Here is a 23,197-nt window from a genome sequence, read left to right as displayed (position 1 = left end):
CCGCCCTATGCCGGGTGCGTGGCGGTGGTCGCCACCCGGCATGGCAAGGCACGCGCGCTGCGGGTGCCGTTGCGGCGGCTGGCCGGGGTGCGCCTGCGCACCCCGCGCGACCTGGCGACCGATGCCTTGGGGACCTTCTGCGGCAGCCAGCCGCGGACCCGCTCGGCGCTGGAGACGGTGCGCGCCAAGGCGCGCCTGGCGATCGCGGCCAGCGGGATACCGCGCGCGCTGGCCAGCGAGGGCAGCTTCGGCGGCGACCCGACCTGCGGCCTGCTGGCATTGCACCAGGAGCTGCTGCTGTGGCGGGACGAGGCGCGCGGGATCGAACTGCTCGAATCGTGCACGCGGCCGGTCCGCCATCACGCCGTGCAGGAGGTGGCGGACCTCGCGCAGGCGCGCTCGTTCGCGCGGCGCCACGGGTTCCCCGCGCATGCCCTGTGCGTGCAACCGGCCGGGTTGGCGGGCGGCGCATGGCCAAACTGGAAGGGCGTACGCGACCCGGCGCTGCTGGCGTTCGCGGTCGAATCCTGCATCGCCACGTCGCCGCAGCGGCGCGCGCGGCTGCTTCTGGACCTGCGCGCGCACTGCCATCCCGAGCGCATGCGGGTGCTAGCGGGCTTGGGCGCGCGCCTGGCGCGGAGGCTGGCCACGCCGTGCCCTGAGTGCGCCAGCCCGGGCTGGGGCGTGCACGACCGCCGCACCGGGTTGCCGTGCGCCTGGTGCGGGACCGCCACCGCGCAGGTGGCGGCGTGGATCGAGGGCTGCGTGGCCTGCGGCCTGCGCCGCGAACGCCCGCGCGCCGACGGCCTGCGCGCGGCCGACCCCGGGGACTGCCCGCAGTGCAATCCGTGAGCGGGCTTGCATCGGCCGGCGCGCGCCGCTGCAATGGCGGGATGGATCGCTTGCGCCGCCCCCGCCGCGCCGTGCCTGTGCTCGCGGCCCTCGCCGTCGCCGCGCTCGCCGGCTGCGGGCACGCGCCGGTGCGCAGTGCCCTCGCGGAGTGGGCGCCGTCGCCGAACTTCGATGCGCGCCGACCGCAGCTGGTGGTGCTGCATGCGACCGAGGAGCCGTCCGCCGCGCAGGCCCTGCGCACCCTGCAGACTGCCAACGCCGGCGGCCGCGTCAGCGCGCACTACCTGATCGGCCGCGACGGCCGCATCTGGCAGTTGGTGGATGAGCGCGCGCGTGCCTGGCACGCCGGCGCCGGGCGCTGGGGCGGGCTGGTCGAGCTCAACTCCGCCTCGCTCGGGATCGAGCTGGACAATGCCGGCCGCGCCCCGTACCCGCCGGCGCAGATCGCGGCGCTGCTGCGCCTGCTGGACGACATCACCGCGCGCTGGAACATCCCCCGGACCCAGGTGATCGGGCATGCCGATCTCGCCCCGACCCGCAAGACCGACCCCGGCGCGCACTTTCCGTGGGCGCGCCTGGCCGCGGCCGGCTATGGGCTGTGGCCGCAGGGCGAACTGCGCGACCCGCCGCCCGGGTTCGATCCGTGGCTGGCGCTGGCCGCGATCGGTTATCCGCTGGACGATCGTGCCGCCACGGTGCGCGCGTTCCACCGCCACTACCGCGGGCGCGAGGACGGCGACGACCCGCAGCCGACGCTGGACGCCGAGGACCGGCGCATCCTCGCCGCGCTCGCGCGCCAGCGCGGTGCCGTGCCGTGAGCACGGACGCGCCGGCGCCGCGCCGGTTCCTGATCGTGTGCCCGGCGCGCAGCGGCAGCACGCTGCTGGTGCGCACCCTGCGCACGCACCCGCGGTTGCGCGTGCACGGCGAGGTGTACGGCCAGCCGATGGTCGGCCTGGATGCCCCGCTGGCCGCGCTCGACCCCCCGGCGCTGGCGGCGCTTGAGGCGCTGCGCTTCACCGACCCGGCGGCCGCACTGGCGCGCTTCTTCGCGCCGCACGGCGCCGAGGCCGCCGGTTTCAAGCTCAAGTACGAGGAGCTGGTGCAGCCGGCGTGGGCGCCGGTGCTGGCGCGGCTGCAGGCCGACCACGCCCTGCACGTGGTGTTCCTCGAGCGCCGCGACCTGCTGGCCCGCTACGTCTCGCACCAGATCGTGCTGCGCCAGACCGGGATCACCCATGTCCCGGCCGGGCAGCCGGTGCCGGCGATCGCGCCGTTCGCGGTGGACGTGGACGATCTGCTGCGTGACATCGCCGAAACCCGCCGCCGTGCCGCCCATTTCGCGCAGGTGTTCGCGGCGCAGCCGTCGCTGCGGATCGCCTACGAGGACCTGGCGGCCGACCCGCAGGCCAGCTGCGACCGGATTGCGGGTTTCCTCGGAGTGGCGCCGGCGCCGGTGCGGGTGGCGACCGAGAAGATCGTGCGCCAGCCGCCGCAGGCGCTGTTGCTGAATTATCCGGAGATCGCCGCGGCGCTGGCCGCGGTCGCAGGCTAGGGCCGATCGGGTCGTGCGGTTGCACTATAGTGGTGCAATGGCCGATGCCGCCGCCCTGCTGGATGAACTGGCGACCCCGCTGCTGCGGCTGGATGCGGACGGGCGGATCGTGGCGGCGAACCTGGCTGCGGCCGACTGGCTCGGCGCCGGCCCGCGCCGCCTGGCCGGGCAGCCAGTGGCGATGCTCGAGCGCGAGGGCGGGCTGTTGGCCGCGGCGCTGGCGCACCGCCCGCAGGCGCCGATGCGCCTGCGTCGGGTGGGCCTGGCCTGCCCCACCCATGCCGAGCTGCAGTTCGCCGACCTGTGGCTGGTGCCGCGCGGCGAGGGCGGCTATTGGCTGGAGGTGCACCCGGTCGACGAGTTCCCCGGCGAGGACCCGGCGCAGGCGCTGCCGGGTGCGCTGAACGCGGCCCTGCGTGGGTTGGCGCACGAGCTGCGCAATCCGCTGGCCGGGATCAAGGGCGCCGCCCAGCTGCTGGCGCGCCGCGGCGACGAGGACATGCGCGCGCTGACCGCGCTGATCGAGGCCGAGGTCGGCCGCCTGGACGCGCTGGTGCAGCGCCTGCTCGACCCGGCGCCGCCGCGCGCGTTCGCCGCGGTCAATATCCATGCCGTGCTCGAGCGCGTGCGCCGGCTGGCGGAGGCGCAGCCGGGCGCGACGGTCGAGCTGCAGCGCGACTACGATCCCTCGCTGCCGGAATTCCCCGGCGATGCCGACCGCCTGGTGCAGGCAGTCTGGAACCTGGTGCGCAACGCCGGCGAGGCCGGCGCGCGCCGGGTGCAACTGCGCACCCGGCTCGAGCGCGGCGCCCGGATCGGCGACGAGCTGCACCCGCGCGCGCTGCGCCTGGACATCGCCGACGACGGCCGCGGGGTGCCGCCGGAGCTGGCCGAGCGCCTGTTCCTGCCGCTGGTGAGCGGGCGCGCGGACGGCACCGGGCTGGGGCTGGCGCTCGCGCAGCAGGTCGCGCGCGAGCACCGCGGCTCGCTGGTGTACCGCTCGCGGCCCGGGCATACCGTGTTCACGCTGTTGCTGCCGCTGGCGGAGGCCGGCGATGGCTGAGGCGCGGATCTGGGTGGTGGACGACGACCACGCGGTGCGCTTCGTGCTGGCCGCGGCGCTGCGCGAGGCGGGGTTCGCGGTGACCGCGTTCGCCGAGGCCGGCGCGGCGCTCGCCGCGCTCGCGCGCGAGGGCGCGCCGGCGCTGCTGGTGACCGACGTGCGCATGCCCGGCAGCGACGGCCTGGCGCTGCTGGAGGCGGTCAAGGCGCGGCATCCGCAGCTGCCGGTGATCGTGATGTCCGCGCATACCGACGTGGCCAGCACCGCCGGCGCCTTCCGCGGCGGCGCCAGCGAGTTTTTGTCCAAGCCGTTCGACCTCGACGCCGCGGTCGCGCTGGTGCGGCGCGCGCTGCCGGCGGCCGCGCCCGCGCCCGCGCCGGCCGAGGCGCCGCGCGAGGACGATGCCCTGATCGGCCAGACGCCGGCGATGCAGGCCCTGTTCCGCGCGATCGGGCGGCTGGCGCAGGCGCCGCTGGCGGTGCTGATCACCGGCGAGACCGGCACCGGCAAGGAGCTGGTGGCGCGCGCGCTGCACCGCGAGTCGCCGCGCGCGGCGCGGCCGTTCATCGCCCTCAACACCGCCGCGATCCCGGCCGAGCTGCTGGAAAGCGAGCTGTTCGGGCACGAGGCCGGCGCCTTCACCGGCGCGCACAAGCGCCTGGTCGGGCGCTTCGAGCAGGCCGACGGCGGCACCCTGTTCCTGGACGAGATCGGCGACATGCCGGCCGCGCTGCAGACCCGCCTGCTGCGGGTGCTGGCCGAGGGCGAATTCTTCCGGGTCGGCGGGCGCGAACTGATCCGGGTCGACGTGCGGGTGATCGCGGCCACCCACCAGCCGTTGGAGGCGCTGGTCGCGCAGGGGCGCTTCCGCGCCGACCTGCTGCACCGGCTGGACGTGGTGCGCCTGCCGCTGCCGCCGCTGCGCGAGCGGCGCGAGGACGTGCCGCTGTTGGCCGCGCGCTTCCTCGCGCAGGCCGCGCAGCGCCTGCAGCTGCCGCCCAAGCGCCTGGCCGCGGACGCGCTGGCGCGGCTCGCCGCCCATCCCTGGCCGGGCAATGTGCGCGAACTGGAGAACCTGTGCTGGCGGCTGGCGGCGCTGGCCACCGGCGAGGAGATCACCGCCGCCGACATCGCCGCCCACCTGCGCCCGGCGCCCGCCGCGGCGCCGGCCGAGGGCGACCGCCCGGACTGGACGGCGGCGCTGGCGCAGTGGGCGGACGCGCAGCTGCAGGCCGGGGTGCCGGATCTGCACGCGCAGGCCCGCGCCGCGCTCGACGCGGTCCTGCTCGAGCGCGCGCTGGCGCAGTCCGGTGGCCAGCGCGGCGAGGCCGCGGCGCGCCTGGGCCTCGGCCGCAACACCCTGACCCGCAAGCTCGGGCCGTCGCGACGGCGGCGCTGAGCGCCCCGCCCGCGGCCCGTCATCGCCGCGCTTGTCGCCGCGCGCCGGGCTATGCTGGACTTGCCGCATGCGCGCCGCGGCGCCTGCCGCGGACCGCAGGCCCCATCCCCTCCGGAGCCGCGCCATGTCGCCCCGCCGTCCCCCCGCTGCCGCCCCCGCCTTGCTCGCCGCGCTGCTCGCGGCCTGCGCCAGTGCGCCCCCGCCGCCCCCCGCGCCGCCCCCGCCGCCGGCGCCGCGCAGCACCGCGCAGGAGGCGGTCGCCAACCTCGCCCCGGCGTCCGGCAGCCTGGTCAGCGGGCGCCTGCTGCTGCGCCCGGAGGCCGGCGGCGTGCGCCTGCGCGGCGAGGTCGGCGGGCTTACGCCCGGCAGCCTGCACGGGTTTCACGTGCACGAGAAGGGCGATTGCAGCGCCGCCGACGCCAGCAGCGCCGGCGGCCACTTCAACCCGGCGGCGCAGCCGCACGGGCGCAGCGGGCACGGCGCCCACCACGCCGGCGATGCCGACAACCTGGTCGCCGACGCGCGCGGGGTGGCGCAGGTGGACGTGCTGCTGCCGGACGTGACCCTGGGCGGCGGCGCCGGCAACGACATCGCCGGGCGCGCGATCGTGGTGCACGCCGCGCCCGACGACTACACCACCCAGCCCGCCGGCAACGCCGGCGCGCGGATCGCCTGCGGGGTGATCCGGATCGTGCGCTGAACGCGCCCCGGGCGCACGGGCTGTCAGCCCCCCGCGCGGGCGGCGTCGAAGCGGCGGTTGACCGTGTTCCAGTCCAGCACCGACCACCACTGCCGCAGGTAGTCCGCGCGCCGGTTCTGGTACTTCAGGTAGTAGGCGTGTTCCCACACGTCCACGCCCAGCAGCGGGAAACCGCGCACCGCCGCGACGTCCATCAGCGGATTGTCCTGGTTGGCGGTGGCGACCACCTGCAGACGGCCGTCCGCCCAGACCAGCCAGGCCCAGCCCGACCCGAACTGGCCGAGGCCGGCCTGCTCGACGGCCCGCTGCATCGCGTCCAGCGACCCGAAATCGCGCTCGATCTGCGCGCGCAACGCCGGCGAGGGCGCGCCGCCCTGGCCCGGCGGTGCCATCAGCTGCCAGAACAGGCTGTGGTTGTAATGCCCGCCGCCGTTGTTGCGCACCGCCGCCGGCAAGCGCGAAGCCTGCGCCAGCAGCTGCGCGAGGGTCTGCCCGGCGAGCGCCGGATCGGCCGCGACGGCCTTGTTGAGATTGTCCACGTAGGCGCGGTGGTGGCGGTCGTGGTGGAGGGCCATGGTTTCCGCGTCGATCGCCGGCTGCAGCGCGTCGGCCGGGTATGGCAGCGGCGGCAGCACGAACGGCGCACGCGCGTCGGCCAGGGCGTGTGCATGGCGTGCGCCGGGCGCGGCTTCAGGTTCACCGGCGGCTGCCACCAGCGGCAGCAAGAGCGAGAGCAGCAAGGCGGTCTGGCAGAGCGGGCGGCGCGGCATGGGGCAGGCCTGGAGCGGGGGCACGGCGACGATAGCAACCCACCGCGGCCCTCGCCACCGCGTCAGCACAGGCAGGCCGGATCGCCGTCCGCGCAGTGCACGAACTGCACCGGCACCGCGTGTGCGTCCAGCACCGCGGCGTACTGGCGCTGGCGCGCCTGGAACCGCTCGAAGCCGCGCTGCAGGCGCGCCTCGTCGCGCTCGCCGGGAGCGTCACGCTGCTGCCAGGCCGCCGGATCGAGCAGGGCGATGCGCACCTCGCCCTCGGCATAGCGCGCCAGCGGCTCCGGCGGGGCGTCCAGCAGGGCCGATGCGCCCGGCGCCAGCAGCGCGGTCTCCAGTAGCGTCCACAGCGCGTCCAGGCCGGCGTGGCGGTACTGCATCGCGATGATCGCCAGCAGGTCGTGCAGGCTGAGCAGGCGCGCGTGCTCGATCTGCGCGGCCAGCCCGTCCTGCAGCGCCAGGGCCAGCGCCGCATCGGCCATGCCGCGGTCGAGCAGGCTCGCCTCCAGCGCCTGCGCGACGGCGGCGACGCCCTCGCCGTGCAGCACGAACGGCAGTACCCGCAGCGGGCCGCCGGCGAACTGCGGGTCGGCCTGCAGCGGCAGCGGCACCGCGCCCTGCGCATCCGCGCCGACGCCGACCACGCGCGCGCCGAGGGCGCGCCCGGGCGCGCGCTGCAGCAACTCGAGCGCGCGCCGGTGCAGCGGCCAGCCCGGGCGCAGGGCCTCGGCGGGGTCGAAGTGCGCGCCGAGCAGCGCCAGCGAGAGCGCCTCGGCGCCCGGCGCCAGCGCGGCCAGCGCCCGTCCCAGCTGCGCGGCGGCCTCGCCGGCGGCCTCCGCGGCCAGCGCCGGCGCCTGCGGCGCGCTGCCGGGACGCAGCTCGAGGGCGATCACGCCGCGGAAGGCGTCGGGGGCGGTGGCGGGCATGTGGAGTCCGGGCTCGGCGGGGCGGCGCTACACTGCCGATTATCGAGGAATCCCGCGCCGTGCGGGCCGCACGAGGTCAAGCCGATGCAGCATGGTCGTCCCGTCGCCGTCCTCGGCGGCGTCCGCATTCCCTTCTGCCGCCAGAACACGGCCTACGCCGACGTCGGCAACCTCGGCCTGTCGGTGCGCGTGCTCGGCGCGCTGGTCGAGGCGTTCCGCCTGCAGGGGCAGGAACTGGGCGAGGTGGCGATGGGGGCGGTGATCAAGCACTCCTCCGACTGGAACCTCGCGCGCGAGGCCGCGCTGTCCTCCGGGCTGTCGCCGCTGACCCCCGGGATCACCCTGCAGCGCGCCTGCGGGACCTCGCTGGACAGCATCGCCATCATCGCCGGCAAGATCGCGACCGGGCAGATCGAGGCCGGGATCGGCGGCGGTTCGGACACCACCTCGGACGTGCCGATCGTGTACGGCGCGCGCCTGCGCCGGCGCCTGCTGCAGGCGGCGGCGGCCAAGAGCCTCGGGCAGAAGCTGGCGGCGTTCCGCGGCTTCCGCCCGGGCGAGCTCAAGCCGGCGTTCCCCGGGGTGACCGAACCGCGCACCGGCAAGTCCATGGGCCAGCACTGCGAGGACATGGCGCGCCAGTGGGGCATCGACCGCGCCAGCCAGGACGCGCTGGCGGTCGGCTCGCACCACAAGCTCGCCGCGGCCTACGCGCGCGGCTTCTTCGACGGCCTGGTAGTGCCGTTCCGCGGGGTGGAGCGCGACAACATCCTGCGCCCCGACACCAGCGTGGAGAAGCTGGCCACCCTCAAGCCCGCGTTCGACAAGACCTCCGGCCACGGCACCCTGACCGCCGGCAACTCCACCCCGCTGACCGACGGCGCCGCGGCCTGCCTGCTGGCCAGCGAGGACTGGGCCGCCGCGCATGGGCACGAGGTGCTGTGCCGGCTGGTGGACGTGCAGACCGCCGCGGTCGACTTCGTGCACGGCGAGGGCCTGCTGATGGCGCCCACGGTCGCGGTGGCGCGCCTGCTGGCGCGCCACCGCCTGCGCCTGCAGGACTTCGACCTGTACGAGATCCACGAAGCCTTCGCCGCGCAGGTGCTGTGCACCCTGCGCGCGTGGGAGAGCGCCGACTACTGCCGCGACCGCCTCGGGCTGGACGCCCCGCTCGGCGCGATCGACCCGGCGCGGATCAACCCGGTCGGCTCCTCGCTCGCGACCGGCCATCCGTTCGCCGCCACCGGCGCGCGCATCGTCGCCACCGCCGCGCGCCAGCTGAAGGAACTTGGCGGCGGTCGCTGCCTGGTGTCGATCTGCACCGCCGGCGGCATGGGCGTGGCGGCGATCCTGGAGCGGTGAGGACCGGATGGCGCTGCCGACGTTCGAAGACCTGATGCTGCCGCTGCTGCGCTTGGCCGGCGAAGGGCGTGCGCATGATCTGGTGACCGCCGAACGCCTGTTGGCGGATGCGCTCGCCCTCGGCCCCGAGGAGCGCGCCCAGCGCCTGCCCAGCGGCCAGCAGCGCGTGCTGCACAACCGCATTGGCTGGGCCAGCTTCTACCTTGCCAAGGCGGGGTTGCTCGCCAAGCCGCGCCGCGGGCGTTTCGAGATCACCGACGCTGGGCGGCAGGTGCTGCAAGCGCCACCCGTGCGGATCGACAAGGAGTACCTGGGTCGCTTTCCGGCGTATGCCGAGTACATGGCGAGCCTCGGCACGACCACCGCCGATCCCGGGGCCAGCCCCGACCTCCACCCGGAGGCTGCCCGCACCGCCGACGAGCTGCTGCAGGAGGCCTACCAGCAGGTCCGCGATGCCCTCGCCAGCGATCTTCTCGCACGGCTACAGGCGGTGGCCCCGGAGTTCTTCGAGCAGGTCGTGATCGACCTGCTACTGGCACTCGGCTACGGTGGCGCGCGCGAGGATGCCGGTGCGCGCCTCGGCCGCAGCGGCGACGGCGGCATCGACGGCACCATCAAGGAAGACCGGCTCGGCCTGGACGTGATCTACCTGCAGGCCAAGCGCTGGCAGGGCAGTGTCGGCCGCCCGGAGATCCAGCGCTTCGTCGGCGCGCTGCACGGCCAGCGCGCGGGCAAAGGCATCTTCATGACCACCGGGACGTTCACCGCCGAGGCGCGCGAATACGTGCGCCATCTCGACAAGAAGGTGGTGCTCGTGGACGGCCGCGAAATGGCGCACCTGATGATCGAGGCCGGGGTCGGGGTGACCCCGGTCGCAACCTACGTCGTGCGGCGGTTGGATTCGGATTACTTCGAGGACGCCTGATCCGTCTGCGGCCGCAGCGTGCGCAGGAACAACTGGTCGATCCGGCGGAACTCGTCGTACCAACTGTCCGGGTGCACGAAGCCGTGGCGCTCGAGCGGGTACAGCGCGATCTCCCAGCCGTCCTTGCGCAGTTCGATCAGCCTCTGGGTGAGCATCACCGAGTCGCGGAAGAACACGTTGTCGTCGATCATCCCGTGCGCGATCAGCAGCGGGTCGGCCAGGCCCTGGGCGTACTCGATCGGCGAGGAACGGCGGTAGGCCTCGGGGTCGAGCTCGGGGGTGTTGAGGATGTTGCTGGTGTATTCGTGGTTGTACTGGGTCCAGTCGCTGACCGGGCGCAGCGCGGCGCCGGCCTTGAACGTGCCGGGGTGCTGGAACAGCGCCATGAAGGTCAGGAACCCGCCGTAGCTGCCGCCGTAGATACCGACCCGGTCGGGATCGGCCTGGCGCTCGGCCGCCGCCCAGGCGATGCCGTCCAGGTAGTCCTCCAGCTCCGGCTTGCCCATCCAGCGGTAGATCGCGGTGCGCCAGTCGCGGCCGTAGCCGGCGCTGGCGCGATAGTCCAGGTCCAGCACTAAAAAGCCCTGCTGCACCAGCAGGTTGTGGAACATCTGCTCGCGGAAGTAGTCCGGCCAGCGCAGGTCGGCGTTCTGCAGGTAGCCGGCGCCGTGCACGAACAGCACCAGCGGATAGCGCCGTCCCGGTTCCAGTCGGGCCGGGCCGTAGAACTTGCCCCAGATCGTGCCGGCGCCATGTCGGCTCGGGATCTGCACCGCCTGCGGCTGGATCCAGTCGCGCGCGCGGAAGTCGGCGCTGCGGGTGTCGGTCAGCTCGCGCGGGGGGCCGCCGGCGGCGGGCAGCACCGCCAGCTGCGGCGGCAGGTAGGGGCCGGAATGGCGCACCAGCAGGTCGCGCCCGTGCGGGGAGAGCACGAAGTCCTCGACCCCGCCGAGCGCGGTCAGGGTGCGCAGCGGGCCGCCGGCGGCCGGCACGCTGCACACCTCGTAGGCGATCGGGCGGACCGGGTTACAGACGAAGTAGAAGGTCGCGCCGTCGGGGGCGAGCGCGACCTGCGAGGTCTCCCAGCGGCCATCGGTGAGCTGGCGCCGGCGTCCGTCCGCGCCGAGCACGTACAGGTGGGCGTAGCCGGCTTCCTCGGACAGGTACCACAGGCTGCGGTTGTCCGGTAGCCAGCCGAAGTCGTTGAAGTCCCAGTTGATCCAGGCCGGATCGTGCAGGCGGTGGCGCGGCACCAGCGCCGCGCGCGCGAGGTCCACAGTGGCGATCCAGCGGTCCTTGTTGTCGATCGCGCGCAGCATCACCGCCACCTGGCGGCTGTCGCCGGTCCAGCGCAGGGTGGAGGCGGCGGGGGCGTCCTCGTCCGCCGCGATCCGCACCGGGCGCTCGCCCTGCAGCGGCGGCAGCCCGGCCTTCCGGCGCAGGTCGGCCAGCGGGTCCTCGCCGATGCCGGGCAGGGCGGCCAGGCTGACCGCGCGCACCTGGCCGCTGGCAACCTCGGCCAGCCACAGGCGCTGCCCGGCGGGCGGATTGCGCCCGACCCGGGTGCGCACGTCCTCGCTCTCCTCGTAGCCGGATTCGGTCAGATAGCGCGGCAGCTTGCCGCGGCGGCCGGGATCGGCGTCCTTGGGCACGGTCACCACCAGCAGCCAGCGGCCGTCCGGCGACAGCGCGCTGTCCACGATGGCGACGCCGCTGCCGAGGTAGATCGGCGCCGGCGCGCGGGTCGGGTCGGCACGCCGGCGCGCGGCGTCCTCGGCGCGCGCCGCCTCCTGGCGGGCGCGGTCGTCGGCGAGGGTGGACAGCAGGCGCAGCTGGCGCTCGCGCAGCAGGTCCGGCTTGGGCGGCGCGTCCGGGGCGTCCTCGGCCTTCGCCTCCGCCGCCAGCGCCACCACCCGCCCGTCCCAGCGATACCACGCCGCGCCGGCCTGCCACACCAGACCGCCGTCGTCGCTCCACTGCAGGCGCGCGGCCGGCGCGCCGCCGCGGGTCAGCGCCTGCAGCGCGCCGCTATGTAGGTCGCGCACGAACACATCGCCGTTGCGCACGAACGCGAGCCGCTGGCCGCCGCGCGCGGTCACCGCGCCGGGCGCGTCCACTTCGGCCAGGGCCGCGCCGTCCAGGCGTTGCGGGGGGTCGCCGGTGATCGCCACCTGCCAGGTGTCGCGCACCGGGCTGCCGGCACGCTTGAGGGTGTACTGCGCGGCGCGCCCGTCCCAGCGCCACCACATGCGCTCGACCGGCGGGCCGATCCAGTCCGGGTCGGCCATCGCCTGGGCGAGGGTGATCGGTTCGCCGGCATGGGCGGCGGTGCAGGTCAGCAGCAGGGCCAGGGCTAGCGGGAACGGGCGCATCGGCGGGCAGCGAGGTGGCGGTGGAGCGCAGCAGCCTAGCAGCCCGCACGCCGCGCGCCCGTGCCGGACGCCGGCCTCGCGGTTCCGTCCACCGCGGCTTTCCCGCACAATCCCCGGCACTGCCCGTGGACGCCCGATGTACGCCTACGTCTACAAGAGCCTGCGCAAGGCGGATACCTACGTGTACCTGGCCCGCCGCGACGATTTCGGCTGCCTGCCGGAATCACTGCGCGCGCGCCTGGGGGCGCTGGCGTTCGTGCTCGAGGTGGCGCTGACCCCGGAGCGCCGGCTGGCGCGCGAGGATCCGGCCGTGGTGCGCGCCAACCTGGCCGCGCGCGGCTTCCACCTGCAGCTGCCGCCGGCGGAGACCGCGCGCGTGGGGACGGATGTCCGCGCCGATGGCTGAGGCGGCGGCCCGGCGGCGCCGGCGCGCCGGCGCGCTCGCGCTGCTGCTGCTCGGCCTCGGCCTGACCGCCGCGGCCGGCCTGGAGCGCCCCGGCTTCGGCCTGCTTGCCCTGCTGGCGCCGGTGCCGGTCGCGTTCGCCCTGCTGCGTGCGGGCGATGCCGGCACGGCGGGCGCGCGCGATCTGGGGGCGCTCGCCCTGGCCTGGGGGCTGGCGCTGGCGCTGGCCGCGGCGTTGCTGGTGCTGCCGCTGCAGGCGCTGCGCACCGCGCCCGGTCCGGGCAGCGTGCTGGCGATGAGCGCTGCGCTCGGCGTGCTGCTGCTGGCGCTGTGGTGGCAGTGGCCGTTCTGGCATGGGCTGCTGTGTGCAGGCGGACCGCTCGCGTCGCGCTGGGCGACGCCGGTGCCGGCCGCCGAGCGGCAGGCCTGGCGCGGGCTGCGCACTGCGCTACCGGTGGCGCTGGTGCTGCTGGCCGCGCTCGCCCTGGCCTGGCCCGGAGGGCTGGCGGGCGCTCCGCGCCTCGGGCTGGCGCTGGCGGCCGCGGTGCTGCTGCCGCTGTGGCTGCAGTTGGCACGTGCGCCCATGGCGGCGGCGCGGATCGCGGGCCTGCCGGTGCGCGAGATGCCGCGGCCGGCGGCGGCCGAAGTGGAGCCGCCCGCAGTGCAGGCCGACCCAGGGCCCGCGCCGGCGCGGGACACCGCCGCGCAGACGGCTGCGCTGTACGCCGCCGCGCGCAGCGGCCGGGTGGCGCAGGCACTGGCGCTGCTGGAGGCCGGTGCCGATCCGGCGGCGCCGCCGCCCGCGGGCGAGCGTGACCGCCGCAGCCTGCTGGTGCTGGCCGCGCTGCTGCCTGACCTGCGCCTGCTGCGCGCACTGATCGCGCGCGGCGCCGAGCTCAACCCGGCCGAAGGCATGCCGCCGCTGTTGGCGGCCACCCGCGACAGCTGGCACGGGCGCCCGGAAGCGGTCACCACGCTGTTGGCCAACGGCGCCGACCCGCGGGTGCGCGATGGCGAAGGTCGCACTCCGCTGCACCACGCCGCGCGCAGCTCGGACCCGGCGGTCGCCGCCCTGCTGTTGGACGCCGGGGCCGAACTGGAGGCCTGCGATGGCGACGGCCTGACCCCGCTCGGGATGGCCTGTGCGGTCGGCAACTGGCGGCTGGCCAAGTTTCTGCTGGAACGCGGCGCGCAGCCGGATGCGGCGGGCGCCCGCCCGGCGCTGCTGGCGGCGGCCGGCGGCGACGACGACGACCCGGCCGGGGTGCAGCTGCTGCTGCGCCAGCGCGCCCGTCTGGATGCACGCGACGGCGACGGGCGCAGCGCCCTGCATGTGGCCGCGGCGGCCGGGCATGCGGCGATCGTGCGCGCCCTGCTGGACGCCGGCGCGGATGCCACGGCCTGCGACCAGGCCGGGCGCACCCCGCTGCACGCGGCCGCGCTCGCCGGCGCGCCGGCGGTGCTGGAGGCGCTGCTGACCGCGCACGCCGATCCGCACGCGCGCGATGCCGAGGGCGCCAGCGCGCTGCACCTGGCCTGCCGCGCGGATGCGCCCTCGTCCGAGGTGGTGCGGCGGCTGCTGGCGCTCGGGCTGGATCCGCATGCCGCCGATGGCGCCGGGCGCAGCGCCTGCGACCTGGCCGCGGCGGCCGGGCGCTGGACCCTGCTGGCAGTGCTGGATCCGCAGCGCGAATTGCCGGTCGCGGTCGCCGGCGAGGCGCCGCCGGCCGACCGTCCGCCGCTGCTGCTGCTGCGCGAGCGCCTGCTCGCCGGCACCGACCCGGCGCCGCTGCTGGGCCTGGTCACGCCCGCCGCGCTGAGCGGCCTGCTGCTGGATGCGGAGATCGCGGCGCTGCCGTCCACGGTGGACTGGCTGCTGCGCCACGGCGCCGCCGCCGAGGCACGCCTGCCCGGGCAGCCGCTGCCGGTCTGGGCGGCACTGGCGCGCGGCAGCGCCGGTTGGCCGGTGCTGCAGGCGCTGTTCGCGGCGGGAGCCAGCCCCGCCGGGGGCGGGGGGTTGGCGCGCTTCCTCGCCGCCTGCCTGGCCCAGGATGCAGACGCCGTTGGCGAGCGCCAGGCGCTGGAACTGCTGGAACGCGGGGCCGATCCGTTCGCGCCGACGCCGGATGGTACGTCCCCGCTGCTGCTGGCCGCCCGGCTCGGCTGGGCCCGGTTGGCGAGCGCGCTGCTGGCGCGCGGGGTGGATCCGGACAGTGCCGGCCCCGGTGGCGAGACGGCGCTGCACATCGCGGTGGCGCGCGCCGACCTGCCCCTGCTGCAGGCCCTGCTGCGCGCCGGCGCGCGCCCGGACCGGCGCGCCGCGGACGGCCAGACCCCGCTCGGGCTGGCGCTCGCCGCCGGCCGCCGCGAGCTGACGCAGTGGCTGGACTGGCGCGGCTGGCCATGGCCCGGGCGCCCCCTGCGCGGCCCCGACCTGCCGGCGGCGGCGGTGCGCGGCGACGCCGAGGCGGTGACCCGCCTGCTCGCGCTCGGCCTGCCGATCGATGCCACCGACGCCCAGGGCTGCACCGCGCTGCTGCGTGCCGCCGGCGGCGGCCACCTGGCGGTGGTCGAGGCCCTGCTCGCGCGCGGCGCCGATCCCAGCTTGGCCGCCTACACCGGCGCCACCCCGCTGTCGGCGGCGGTGAGCATGCGCCAGCCGGCGATCGTGGACCGCCTGCTCGCGGCCGGCGCCGACCTCGAGCAGCGCCTGCCCGGGCAGGTGAGCGTGCTGATGCTGGCCGCCGCGCTCGGCCTGCCGGACCTGGCCAGCCGCCTGCTGGCGGCCGGCGCCGACCTGCAGGCGCGCGACGCGCAGGGCCTGACCGCGCTGCACTGCGCCGCGCTGTACGGCTTCACCGCGCGCGAGCGGCCGCGGCTGCTGGCGCTACTCGATGCGCTGCTGCTGGCCGGGGCCGAAGTGGATGCGCCCGCGGACAAGGGCCTGACCCCGCTGCTGCTGCTGCTCGGCGCGCGCGCCGAGCCCGGCACCCCGGCGCGCGAGGACGTGCTGCTGGGCGGGCTGGAGCGCCTGCTCGACGAGGGTGCGCGGCTGGACGCGCGCGACGCGCGCGGCTTCACCGCGCTGCACCTGGCGGCCTTGCATGGGCTGCTGCAGGTCGCGCAGGCGCTGCTGCAGGCCGGCGCCGACGTACACGCGCGCGACGCGCTCGGGCGCACCCCGCGCGAGCTGGCGCTGGTACGCGGCTACGTGGATCTGGCCGCGGAACTGGTGCCGGCCGCGCCGCCCTCGGCACCGGTGTCGCTGGCGCGTTTCCTGCGCGAACCCTGACCCGGCGCGCCCGCTCAGTCGCGCGGATCGACCAGCCGGCCGAGGCTGCCCTCGCCGGCGTCGGCCTCGAACAGTTCGGCCAGCTCGCGGCGCGCATCCTGCGCGCTCTGCAGCAGCGCGTCCTCGTCGTCCTGCAGCTGGCGCTGGGCCTCCAGCAGGCGCTCGTCGAACGCGCGGAAGCGCTGCACCCGCTGCGCCGCCAGCTCCGGGTCCATGCCCAGGGTCTGCAGCAGCGCCCGGCCCAGCTCGAGGCTGCTGGCGAACAGCTCGCGGAACGGCTGCGCGCCGAGGTCCAGCAGCTGCCACGCGTGGCGGCGGTCGCGCGCGCGCGCCAGCACCGCGGCGTCCGGATACTGCGTGCGCAGCAGGCGCACCAGCGCCAGCGCCTGCTCCGGGCGGTCGATCGCGACCACGAACGCGCGCACGTGCGCGGCGCCGGCCGCGCGCAGCAGCTCCGGGTGGGTCGGGTCGCCGTAGTAGACCGGGTTGCCGAAGCGGCGGAAGAAGTCCACCTGCGCCACGTCCGGGTCGATCGCGATGAACGGGATCTTCTGCGCCCACAGCAGGCGCGCGACCACCTGGCCGAAGCGGCCGAAGCCGGCGATCAGCACCTGCGGGCGGCTGTCGGGGATGGCGTCGAACGGGCGCGCCGCGGCCGCCGGCGCCGGATCGCGCAGCAGGCGCGCCAGCACCACCAGCAGCAGCGGCGCCAGCGCCATCGACACCCCGACGATCGCCACCAGGCGGTCGCGCTGGGCCGCGGCCAGCAGCCCGACCCGCGCCGCCTCGGAGAACACCACGAACGCGAACTCGCCGCCCATCGCCAGGGTCGCCGCCAGCAGCAGCGCCTCGCGCGGCGCCAGCTGCCCGGGCCGGCGCCCGACCAGATACAGCAGCGCGGACTTCACCGCCAGCAAGATCAGCACGCCGGTCGCGACGATGCCCGGCTCCGCCGCGATCCGCTGCAGGTCGATGCTCATCCCCACCGCCATGAAGAACAGCCCGAGCAGCAGGCCCTCGAACGGGCGGATCTGCGCCTCCAACTCGTGCCGGTACTCCGACTCGGCCAGCAGCACGCCGGCCAGGAACGCGCCCAGGCCCGCGCTCAGCCCGGCCAGCTGCAGCAGCCAGGCGCTGCCGAGCACCACCAGCAGCGCGGCCCCGGTGAAGACCTCGGGGATGCCGGTGCGCGCCACCGCGCGGAACAGGTGGCGCAGCAGGTAGCGCCCGCCCAGCACCAGCGCGGCGATCGCGGCCAGCGCCTGCAGCACCGCGCTGCCGACGTGGGCGTCGGCCACCGCCGCGCGTCCGAGCAGCGGGATCGCCGCCAGCAGCGGGATCGCCGCCAGGTCCTGGAACAGCAGGATGGCGAACCCGAGCCGGCCGTGCTCGCTGGCCAGGGCCTTGCGCTCGGCCAAGAGCTGCAGGCCGACCGCGGTGGACGACAGCGCCAACCCCAGCCCGACCACCAGCGCCGGCTTCCAGCCCAGGCCGGCGGCGAGCGCCAGCGCGCCGAGCGCCAGCCCGCTGAGCAGCACCTGGGTGCCGCCGGCGCCGAACACCGGGCGGCGCAGCAGCTTCAGCCGCGCCAGCGACAGCTCCAGCCCGATCACGAACAGCAGCATCACCACCCCGATCTCGCTGGCGGCCAACACCGGTTCCGGTTGTGGCACCAGGCGCAGCCCGTGCGGCCCGAGCAGCGCCCCGGCCGCGAGGTAGCCGAGGATCGCGCCCAGGCGCAGGCGCTTGAACAGCGGGACTGCGACCACCGCCGCCAGCAGGAAGACCAAGGCCAGGGTGAGACCGCCGCCGTGCATGCAGGCTCCGCGCGTTCGTACCGGCCCCAGTATCGGCGATCGCGCGGCCGGCGCCTGTGCGGCGCGTTCGTTGCGGCGGTCGCGGTGCGTGGCTACAGTCGCCCGCACGCGGATCGCTGGGAGGGCGGCGCGATGGGGATCGGGGCATGGATGGGGGCACGCCTGCTGGCGCCGGGGTTGCTGCCGGGCGCGCTCGTCCCGGCCGCGGCGGTGGAGCGCCAGGCGCTGGAATCGAGACTGGTGGTGGCCGGCGAGATCACGCTGGGGCCCGACGGCGCGATCCGCGAGTACCGCCCGGACCCGAAGGCGCCGATCGGCCAGGACGTGCGCGGCTTTCTCGATGGGAGCATCCGCGGCTGGCAATTCGAACTGGTGCGGGAGGCCGGTGAACCGGTCGACGTGCGCGCGCCGATGCGCCAGCGCCTGGCCAGCGCCTGGTTTGGCGATCCGAAGGGGGGTGACGGTGCGGGGCCATGCCGAATGCCTGCGCCGATCTACCCGGAAGATGCGCTCCGATTCGGCTATGCGGGCAACGTCTACCTGCTGCTGCGGGTGGATGCCAACGGCATCCCGCAGGACGCGGCGACCGAGCAGGTCGACCTGTATACCGTCGGTAATGAGCGCCTGATGCAGCAGATACGGCGCGTGCTGGCGGCTGGACGTGTCGTCCGCGCTCGGCCCCGGTCCGCACATCGTCCGGGTGCCGGTCGATTTCATCCTGGGTGGGGAGGCCTCCTCCGAGCCCGGCCGGCGGCGTACCTACCTGCCCGGGCCGCGCAACCGCGACATCCCGTGGGCACAGGAAGCCCTGCAGGCGGCCGGCGGCCCGGGCGCGGAGCCGCCCAACGCGATCAGCCTGCTGGGGGGCGGCGGGCCGCATCTGCACACCCCGGTCGAGGGCTGACCCCGGCGCTGCCGCCGTGGCCCGCGTCCGGCCGCCCGTGCTGACCCATCCGCAGCGGGTGGTGGATGCCGCCAGCGGGCTGCGCAAGGCGGATGTGGCCGCGTATTACGAGGCCGTCGCGCCCTGGCTGCTACCGCAGGTCGCAGGACGGCCGCTGTCGCTGCTGCGCTGCCCGGACGGGGTCGGAGCGGCGTGTTTCTTCCAGCGCCACTACCGCCCCGGGTTCGGGCCCGGGGTGCGCGCGCTGGCGCTGCCGGACGCGCGCGGCGAGGGCGGGCCGCTGCTGGCCATCGAGGATGCCCGCGGCCTGCAGGCCCTGGTGCAGATGAACGTGCTCGAACTGCACCCGTGGGGCGCGCCGGCGGACGCGCCGGACCGCCCGGACCGGCTGGTGTTCGACCTCGACCCGGATCCGGCGCTGCCGTGGGCGCAGGTCCGCGACGCCGCGGTCGAGGTGCGCGGGGCGCTCGCCGCGCGCGGCCTGCGCAGCTGGGTGCGGCTGACCGGCGGCAAGGGCGTGCACGTGGTCGCGCCGTTCGCACCGGGCCCGGACTGGACCGCGCTGCGCGCGTTCTGCCGCGCGCTGGCGCAGGCGCTGCAGGACGCCGCGCCCCGGCGCTATGCCAGCGGCGCCGCGCGCACGGCGCGCGGCGGGCGCATCTACCTGGACTGGCAGCGCAACGCGCGCGGTGCCAGTAGCGTGGCCGGCTGGTCGCTGCGCGCGCGCCCGCGGCTGCCGGTGGCGATGCCGCTGCACTGGGACGAGCTGGCCGAGTGCCCCGGCCCCGCCGCCTACGACCTGCCGCGCGCGCGGCAGCGCGCGCAGGCGCTCGCCCGCGATCCCTGGGAGGGCTTCGCGCAGTGCCGGCAGGCGCTGCCGGCGGCCTGACCCACTCCACGCCTGCGCCGCGTGTCGGTGACCCTCGCAGGTCCAGGTGGCCCGACCTGCGCGTGCTGGCCGGCCCCCGAAACGCCGACGCCCCGCGCGTCGGCGGGGCGTCGCTCGCGGCGCGGGCGGTGGGCCGTCAGCGCTTCATCGAGGCGAAGAATTCGTCGTTGGACTTGGTGTTCTTCATCTTGTCGAGCAGGAACTCCATCGCCGCGATCTCGTCCATCGGGTGCAGCAGCTTGCGCAGGATCCAGATCTTCTGCAGCAGCTCCGGCTCGATCAGCAGGTCCTCGCGGCGGGTGCCAGACAGGTTGACCGCGATCGCCGGGTACACGCGCTTCTCGGTGATGCGGCGGTCCAGGTGCACCTCGCTGTTGCCGGTGCCCTTGAACTCCTCGTAGATCACCTTGTCCATCGCGCTGCCGGTGTCCACCAGCGCGGTGGCGATGATGGTGAGCGAGCCGCCTTCCTCGACGTTGCGGGCGGCGCCGAAGAAGCGCTTCGGGCGGTGCAGCGCGTTGGCGTCCACGCCGCCGGTCAGGACCTTGCCGCTGCTGGGCAGCACGTTGTTGTAGGCGCGCGCCAGGCGGGTGATGGAGTCCAGCAGGATCACCACGTCCTTCTTGTGCTCGACCAGGCGCTTGGCGCGCTCGATCACCATCTCGGCCACCTGCACGTGGCGCGCGGCCGGCTCGTCGAAGGTGGAGCTGATGACCTCGCCACGCACGGTGCGCTGCATTTCGGTCACTTCCTCCGGGCGCTCGTCGATCAGCAGCACGATCAGGTGCACGTCCGGGTGGTTGGTGGTGATCGCGGTGGCGATCTGCTGCATCATCATCGTCTTGCCGGCCTTGGGCGGGCTGACGATCAGCGAGCGCTGGCCCTTGCCCTGCGGCGCCATCAGGTCGAGGATGCGGCCGGTGATGTCCTCGCTGGAGCCGTCGCCGCGCTCCAACTTGAAGCGCCGGCGCGGGAACAGCGGGGTGAGGTTCTCGAACAGGGTCTTGTTCTTGCTCGCCTCCAGCGGCTCGCCGTTGATGGTGTCGACGATGTTGAGCGCGAAATAGCGCTCGCCGTCCTTGGGCCAGCGGATGCGGCCGGAGACGTGGTCGCCGGTGCGCAGGTTGAAGCGGCGGATCTGCGACGGGCTGATGTAGACGTCGTCCGGGCCGGCCAGGTAGCTGGCCTCGGCCGCGCGCAGGAAGCCGTAGCCGTCCGGCAGGATCTCCAGCACGCCGTCGGCCTGCACGCCCTCGCCGTGGCGGGTCAGCACCTTCAGGATCGCGAAGATGATGTCCTGCTTGCGCGCGCGCGCCACGCCCTCGCTGATGGAGAGCTGGTCGGCGATCTCCAGCAGGCGGTGCGCCGGCAGCCGCTTGAGGTCGCCCAGGGTGTAGCTGGGGAAGCCCTCCGGCACCTGCGGGTGCGGGCGCGGCACGAAGGGCTCTTGGCCGTTGCCGCCCTCGTCCGCCATCGCCAGCTCGCGCTGGCGTTCGCGCTGGCGCTCGCGGCGGTTCTTGAAGCGCTCGCGGCGGCTCAGGCGGCGCTGGCCGTCGCCGCCTCCGGGCTGGCCGGCGGCGCCCGCCTCGCCCGCAGGCGGTTCGCTGGCGGTGCTGGCGCCCGGGCTCTCGGTGGCCGCGGCAGGCGCGGGGGCGGTCTCGGCCGGTGCGGAGTCGCGCGCGGGCTCCGCGGCGGGGGCCGGTGCGGCGGATGCGGCCACCGCGGTCGCGGGTTCGGCGGCAGTGTCGGGGGGCGGAGTGGCGGCCTTGGCCACGCGGGTACGGCGCACGCGCTTGTCGGCGACTTCGCCGGCGTCGTTGGGGGTCTCGGACAAGGGAACGATCCTCGCTAGGGGCGAGCGCCCGCGGGGCGGGCGGGTCGGGATGGGTCGACGGGTGGGAACCGGACGGGAGCTGCCGGCGCTGCGCCCGGTGGGCGCGTGTGGCGCGGCGGTTGCGGCGCAACGCTAGCACCGCGGCGGGCGGCCGCGCAACCGCCGCGGCGGGCGGCGTTCAGCGCGGGCGCCGGCGACCGCGGCGCCCGCGCGCGGGTCACAGGGCCTTGTCGAGCAGCTGCGCCAGCTGCGCCTTGCCCACCGCGCCGATCTGCTGGCCGTGGATCTGGCCGCCCTTGAACACCAGCAGCATCGGGATCGAGCGCACCTTGTACTGCATCGCGGTGCGCGGGTTCTGGTCGACGTCGATCTTCACCACCTTGGCCTTGCCGGCGTATTCGCTGGCGAGCTGGTCGAGCGCCGGCGCGATCATCCGGCACGGGCCGCACCACGGCGCCCAGAAATCGACCAGGACGGGGACGTCCGATTGCAGGACCAGCTGGTCGAAATCGGCATCGGTGGCATGCAGGACGGTGTCGCTCATGGAGGCTCCGGAGGGGCGCCGGCGCGCGGCGCGGCGGGCGGGGTGGGGACGGATGCTAGACTGGTGGGGTTGCCGGGCGGCGGATGCAAGCCCCCGGCCGTGCCGGGAACCAGCAGCCCCGGACCCTTCCCGGCAGTCTGCGCGGCTGCCAGTCCACACGCAAGCGGCCGCCGCGCGGCCGCGGCCCACAGGAACGCTCCGTGTCCGACAAGCCCCTGACCGACGTCACCTTCGCCTCCTTCGACCTGCACCCGGCGCTGCTCGCCGGGCTGGAGGCGGCCGGCTTCACCCGCTGCACCCCGATCCAGGCCATGACCCTGCCGGTCGCGCTCGCCGGCCGCGACGTCGCCGGCCAGGCGCAGACCGGCACCGGCAAGACCCTGGCCTTCCTGGTCGCCGCCATCAACCGCCTGCTGACCCGCCCGGCGCTGGCCGAGCGCCGCGCCGAGGACCCGCGCTGCCTGATCCTGGCCCCGACCCGCGAGCTGGCGATCCAGATCCACAAGGACGCGCTGAAGTTCGCCTCCGACCTCGGCCTGAAGTTCGCGCTGGTGTACGGCGGGGTGGACTACGACAAGCAGCGTGCGCAGCTGCAGGCCGGTGCCGACATCATCATCGCCACCCCCGGGCGCCTGATCGACTACGTCAAGCAGCACAAGGTGGTCAGCCTGCACGCCTGCGAGGTGTGCGTGCTGGACGAGGCCGACCGCATGTTCGACCTCGGCTTCATCAAGGACATCCGCTTCCTGCTGCGGCGCATGCCCGAGCGCACCACCCGCCAGACCCTGCTGTTCTCGGCCACCTTGAGCCACCGCGTGCTGGAGCTGGCCTACGAGCACATGAACGAGCCGGAGAAGCTGGTGGTGGAGGCGGAGACCGTGACCGCCGCGCGCGTGCGCCAGAAGCTCTACTACCCGGCCGACGAGGAGAAGATCCCGCTGCTGCTGGGCCTGCTGTCGCGCAGCGAGGGCGCGCGCACGATGGTGTTCGTCAACACCAAGGCGTTCGTGGAGCGCGTCGCGCGCGCGCTGGAGAAGGCCGGCTACCGGGTCGGCGTGCTGTCCGGCGACGTGCCGCAGAAGAAGCGCGAGTCGCTGCTGAAGAAGTTCCAGGCCGGCCAGCTGGAGATCCTGGTGGCCACCGACGTGGCCGCGCGCGGCCTGCACATCGACGGCGTCTCCCACGTCTACAACTTCGACCTGCCGTTCGACGCCGAGGACTACGTGCACCGCATCGGGCGCACCGCGCGCCTGGGCGCGGAAGGCGACGCGATCAGCTTCGCCTGCGAGCGCTACGCGATGTCGCTGCCCGACATCGAGGCCTACATCGAGCAGAAGATCCCGTCCGAGCCGGTCACCGCCGAACTGCTGACCGCCCTGCCGCGCGCCCCGCGCGCAGGCGTGGAGGCCGTGGCCGAGGAGGGCGAGAGCATCGGCGAGATCTTCCGCGAGGTGCGCGAGGCGCGCGCCGCCGAGGACGCCAAGCGCGGCGGTGGCCGCGGCGGCCGCAGCGGCGGGCGTTCGGGCGAGCGCCGCGGCAGTGCGCGCGGCGGCGACGGGCGCAGCGAAGGCCGCCGTGAAGACCGCG

The 23,197-nt window shown here is 75.5% G+C and carries 19 protein-coding genes; 13 read left to right on the top strand and 6 right to left on the bottom strand.

The window, feature by feature from the left end; all coding sequences use genetic code 11:
• Positions 1-18: 18 nt before the first annotated feature.
• The 6 genes from ML340_RS02335 to ML340_RS02310 all read left to right on the top strand — a co-directional run bounded on the left by ML340_RS02335 (position 19) and on the right by ML340_RS02310 (position 5,569).
• A complete protein-coding gene (locus ML340_RS02335; RefSeq protein ID WP_240096285.1) occupies positions 19-852 on the top strand; it encodes a DUF6671 family protein in 834 nt (277 codons plus the stop codon).
• 41 nt (positions 853-893) lie between these two features.
• Entirely contained in the window at positions 894-1,670 is a 777-nt protein-coding gene (locus ML340_RS02330; protein ID WP_240096284.1) for an N-acetylmuramoyl-L-alanine amidase, read from the top strand.
• On the top strand, positions 1,667-2,407 hold the full coding sequence (locus tag ML340_RS02325) for a hypothetical protein (protein ID WP_240096282.1): 741 nt from the start codon (positions 1,667-1,669) through the stop codon (positions 2,405-2,407). Before ML340_RS02330 ends, ML340_RS02325 begins: the two co-directional genes overlap by 4 nt.
• A 37-nt stretch (positions 2,408-2,444) precedes the next feature.
• Positions 2,445-3,470, top strand: coding sequence for a two-component system sensor histidine kinase NtrB (locus ML340_RS02320; protein ID WP_240096280.1), 1,026 nt, complete (start codon positions 2,445-2,447; stop codon positions 3,468-3,470).
• Entirely contained in the window at positions 3,463-4,869 is a 1,407-nt protein-coding gene (gene ntrC / locus ML340_RS02315) for a nitrogen regulation protein NR(I) (protein ID WP_240096278.1), read from the top strand. Before ML340_RS02320 ends, ntrC begins: the two co-directional genes overlap by 8 nt.
• Before the next feature lie 124 nt (positions 4,870-4,993).
• Positions 4,994-5,569, top strand: coding sequence for a superoxide dismutase family protein (locus tag ML340_RS02310; RefSeq protein ID WP_240096275.1), 576 nt, complete (start codon positions 4,994-4,996; stop codon positions 5,567-5,569).
• Between the two features lie 23 nt (positions 5,570-5,592).
• Here ML340_RS02310 and ML340_RS02305 read toward each other — a convergent pair whose 3' ends face one another.
• Entirely contained in the window at positions 5,593-6,339 is a 747-nt protein-coding gene (locus tag ML340_RS02305) for a superoxide dismutase (protein ID WP_240096273.1), read from the bottom strand.
• A 62-nt stretch (positions 6,340-6,401) separates the two neighbouring features.
• Positions 6,402-7,268 carry a hypothetical protein gene (locus ML340_RS02300; RefSeq protein ID WP_240096271.1) on the bottom strand — a complete coding sequence of 289 codons (867 nt, stop codon included), beginning with the start codon at positions 7,266-7,268 and terminating at the stop codon, positions 6,402-6,404.
• Positions 7,269-7,352: 84 nt separating this feature from the next.
• Here ML340_RS02300 and ML340_RS02295 point away from each other — a divergent pair, with 84 nt between their 5' ends.
• Both ML340_RS02295 and ML340_RS02290 read left to right on the top strand, forming a co-directional pair.
• Complete coding sequence (locus ML340_RS02295; RefSeq protein WP_240096269.1) at positions 7,353-8,630, top strand: acetyl-CoA C-acetyltransferase; 1,278 nt, start codon at positions 7,353-7,355, stop codon at positions 8,628-8,630.
• A gap of 7 nt (positions 8,631-8,637) precedes the next feature.
• Entirely contained in the window at positions 8,638-9,555 is a 918-nt protein-coding gene (locus tag ML340_RS02290) for a restriction endonuclease (protein ID WP_240096266.1), read from the top strand.
• On the opposite strand, the gene ML340_RS02285 is transcribed toward ML340_RS02290, so the two are convergent.
• The gene (locus ML340_RS02285; protein ID WP_240096264.1) at positions 9,537-11,927 is read right to left on the bottom strand and encodes a S9 family peptidase; all 2,391 of its coding nucleotides are present in this window, start codon (positions 11,925-11,927) and stop codon (positions 9,537-9,539) included. The genes ML340_RS02290 and ML340_RS02285 overlap by 19 nt on opposite strands.
• 136 nt (positions 11,928-12,063) lie before the next feature.
• Here ML340_RS02285 and ML340_RS02280 point away from each other — a divergent pair, with 136 nt between their 5' ends.
• The gene (locus ML340_RS02280; protein WP_240096261.1) at positions 12,064-12,333 is read left to right on the top strand and encodes a YcgL domain-containing protein; all 270 of its coding nucleotides are present in this window, start codon (positions 12,064-12,066) and stop codon (positions 12,331-12,333) included.
• On the top strand, positions 12,314-15,622 hold the full coding sequence (locus ML340_RS02270; protein WP_425608256.1) for an ankyrin repeat domain-containing protein: 3,309 nt from the start codon (positions 12,314-12,316) through the stop codon (positions 15,620-15,622). Before ML340_RS02280 ends, ML340_RS02270 begins: the two co-directional genes overlap by 20 nt.
• A gap of 14 nt (positions 15,623-15,636) precedes the next feature.
• Here the strand turns inward: ML340_RS02270 and ML340_RS02265 are convergent, their stop codons facing one another.
• Entirely contained in the window at positions 15,637-17,439 is a 1,803-nt protein-coding gene (locus ML340_RS02265) for a monovalent cation:proton antiporter-2 (CPA2) family protein (RefSeq protein WP_240096259.1), read from the bottom strand.
• Positions 17,440-17,589: 150 nt separating this feature from the next.
• Between ML340_RS02265 and ML340_RS02260 the strand changes: the two genes are divergently transcribed.
• Positions 17,590-18,387, top strand: coding sequence for a hypothetical protein (locus ML340_RS02260; protein WP_240096257.1), 798 nt, complete (start codon positions 17,590-17,592; stop codon positions 18,385-18,387).
• Positions 18,360-19,232 (top strand): non-homologous end-joining DNA ligase, encoded by an 873-nt coding sequence (gene ligD / locus ML340_RS02255; protein ID WP_240096255.1) that lies wholly within the window; start codon positions 18,360-18,362, stop codon positions 19,230-19,232. Before ML340_RS02260 ends, ligD begins: the two co-directional genes overlap by 28 nt.
• Positions 19,233-19,368: 136 nt before the next feature.
• On the opposite strand, the gene rho is transcribed toward ligD, so the two are convergent.
• Positions 19,369-21,066, bottom strand: a complete 1,698-nt coding sequence (gene rho, locus ML340_RS02250) for a transcription termination factor Rho (protein ID WP_240096253.1) — start codon at positions 21,064-21,066, stop codon at positions 19,369-19,371.
• Between the two features lie 217 nt (positions 21,067-21,283).
• Complete coding sequence (trxA, locus tag ML340_RS02245; RefSeq protein ID WP_240096252.1) at positions 21,284-21,610, bottom strand: thioredoxin; 327 nt, start codon at positions 21,608-21,610, stop codon at positions 21,284-21,286.
• Positions 21,611-21,810: 200 nt separating this feature from the next.
• Between trxA and rhlB the strand changes: the two genes are divergently transcribed.
• The coding region (gene rhlB, locus ML340_RS02240; protein WP_240096250.1) for an ATP-dependent RNA helicase RhlB at positions 21,811-23,197 on the top strand (1,387 nt) is incomplete at its 3' end.

The organism is Thermomonas flagellata, assembly GCF_022419185.1.
Lineage (GTDB): Bacteria > Pseudomonadota > Gammaproteobacteria > Xanthomonadales > Xanthomonadaceae > Thermomonas > Thermomonas flagellata.
This window is presented reverse-complemented; position numbering and strand designations above follow the sequence as displayed.

Bases quoted from the DNA above. Each gene is read 5' to 3' on its own strand.
- ML340_RS02330 (WP_240096284.1), top strand. From the start codon at position 894: ATGGATCGCTTGCGCCGCCCCCGCCGCGCCGTGCCTGTGCTCGCGGCC.
- ML340_RS02320 (WP_240096280.1), top strand. From the start codon at position 2,445: ATGGCCGATGCCGCCGCCCTGCTGGATGAACTGGCGACCCCGCTGCTG.
- ntrC (WP_240096278.1), top strand. From the start codon at position 3,463: ATGGCTGAGGCGCGGATCTGGGTGGTGGACGACGACCACGCGGTGCGC.
- ML340_RS02310 (WP_240096275.1), top strand. From the start codon at position 4,994: ATGTCGCCCCGCCGTCCCCCCGCTGCCGCCCCCGCCTTGCTCGCCGCG.
- ML340_RS02305 (WP_240096273.1), bottom strand. From the start codon at position 6,339: ATGCCGCGCCGCCCGCTCTGCCAGACCGCCTTGCTGCTCTCGCTCTTG.
- ML340_RS02300 (WP_240096271.1), bottom strand. From the start codon at position 7,268: ATGCCCGCCACCGCCCCCGACGCCTTCCGCGGCGTGATCGCCCTCGAG.
- ML340_RS02295 (WP_240096269.1), top strand. From the start codon at position 7,353: ATGCAGCATGGTCGTCCCGTCGCCGTCCTCGGCGGCGTCCGCATTCCC.
- ML340_RS02290 (WP_240096266.1), top strand. From the start codon at position 8,638: ATGGCGCTGCCGACGTTCGAAGACCTGATGCTGCCGCTGCTGCGCTTG.
- ML340_RS02285 (WP_240096264.1), bottom strand. From the start codon at position 11,927: ATGCGCCCGTTCCCGCTAGCCCTGGCCCTGCTGCTGACCTGCACCGCC.
- ML340_RS02280 (WP_240096261.1), top strand. From the start codon at position 12,064: ATGTACGCCTACGTCTACAAGAGCCTGCGCAAGGCGGATACCTACGTG.
- ML340_RS02270 (WP_425608256.1), top strand. From the start codon at position 12,314: ATGTCCGCGCCGATGGCTGAGGCGGCGGCCCGGCGGCGCCGGCGCGCC.
- ML340_RS02265 (WP_240096259.1), bottom strand. From the start codon at position 17,439: ATGCACGGCGGCGGTCTCACCCTGGCCTTGGTCTTCCTGCTGGCGGCG.
- ML340_RS02260 (WP_240096257.1), top strand. From the start codon at position 17,590: ATGGGGGCACGCCTGCTGGCGCCGGGGTTGCTGCCGGGCGCGCTCGTC.
- trxA (WP_240096252.1), bottom strand. From the start codon at position 21,610: ATGAGCGACACCGTCCTGCATGCCACCGATGCCGATTTCGACCAGCTG.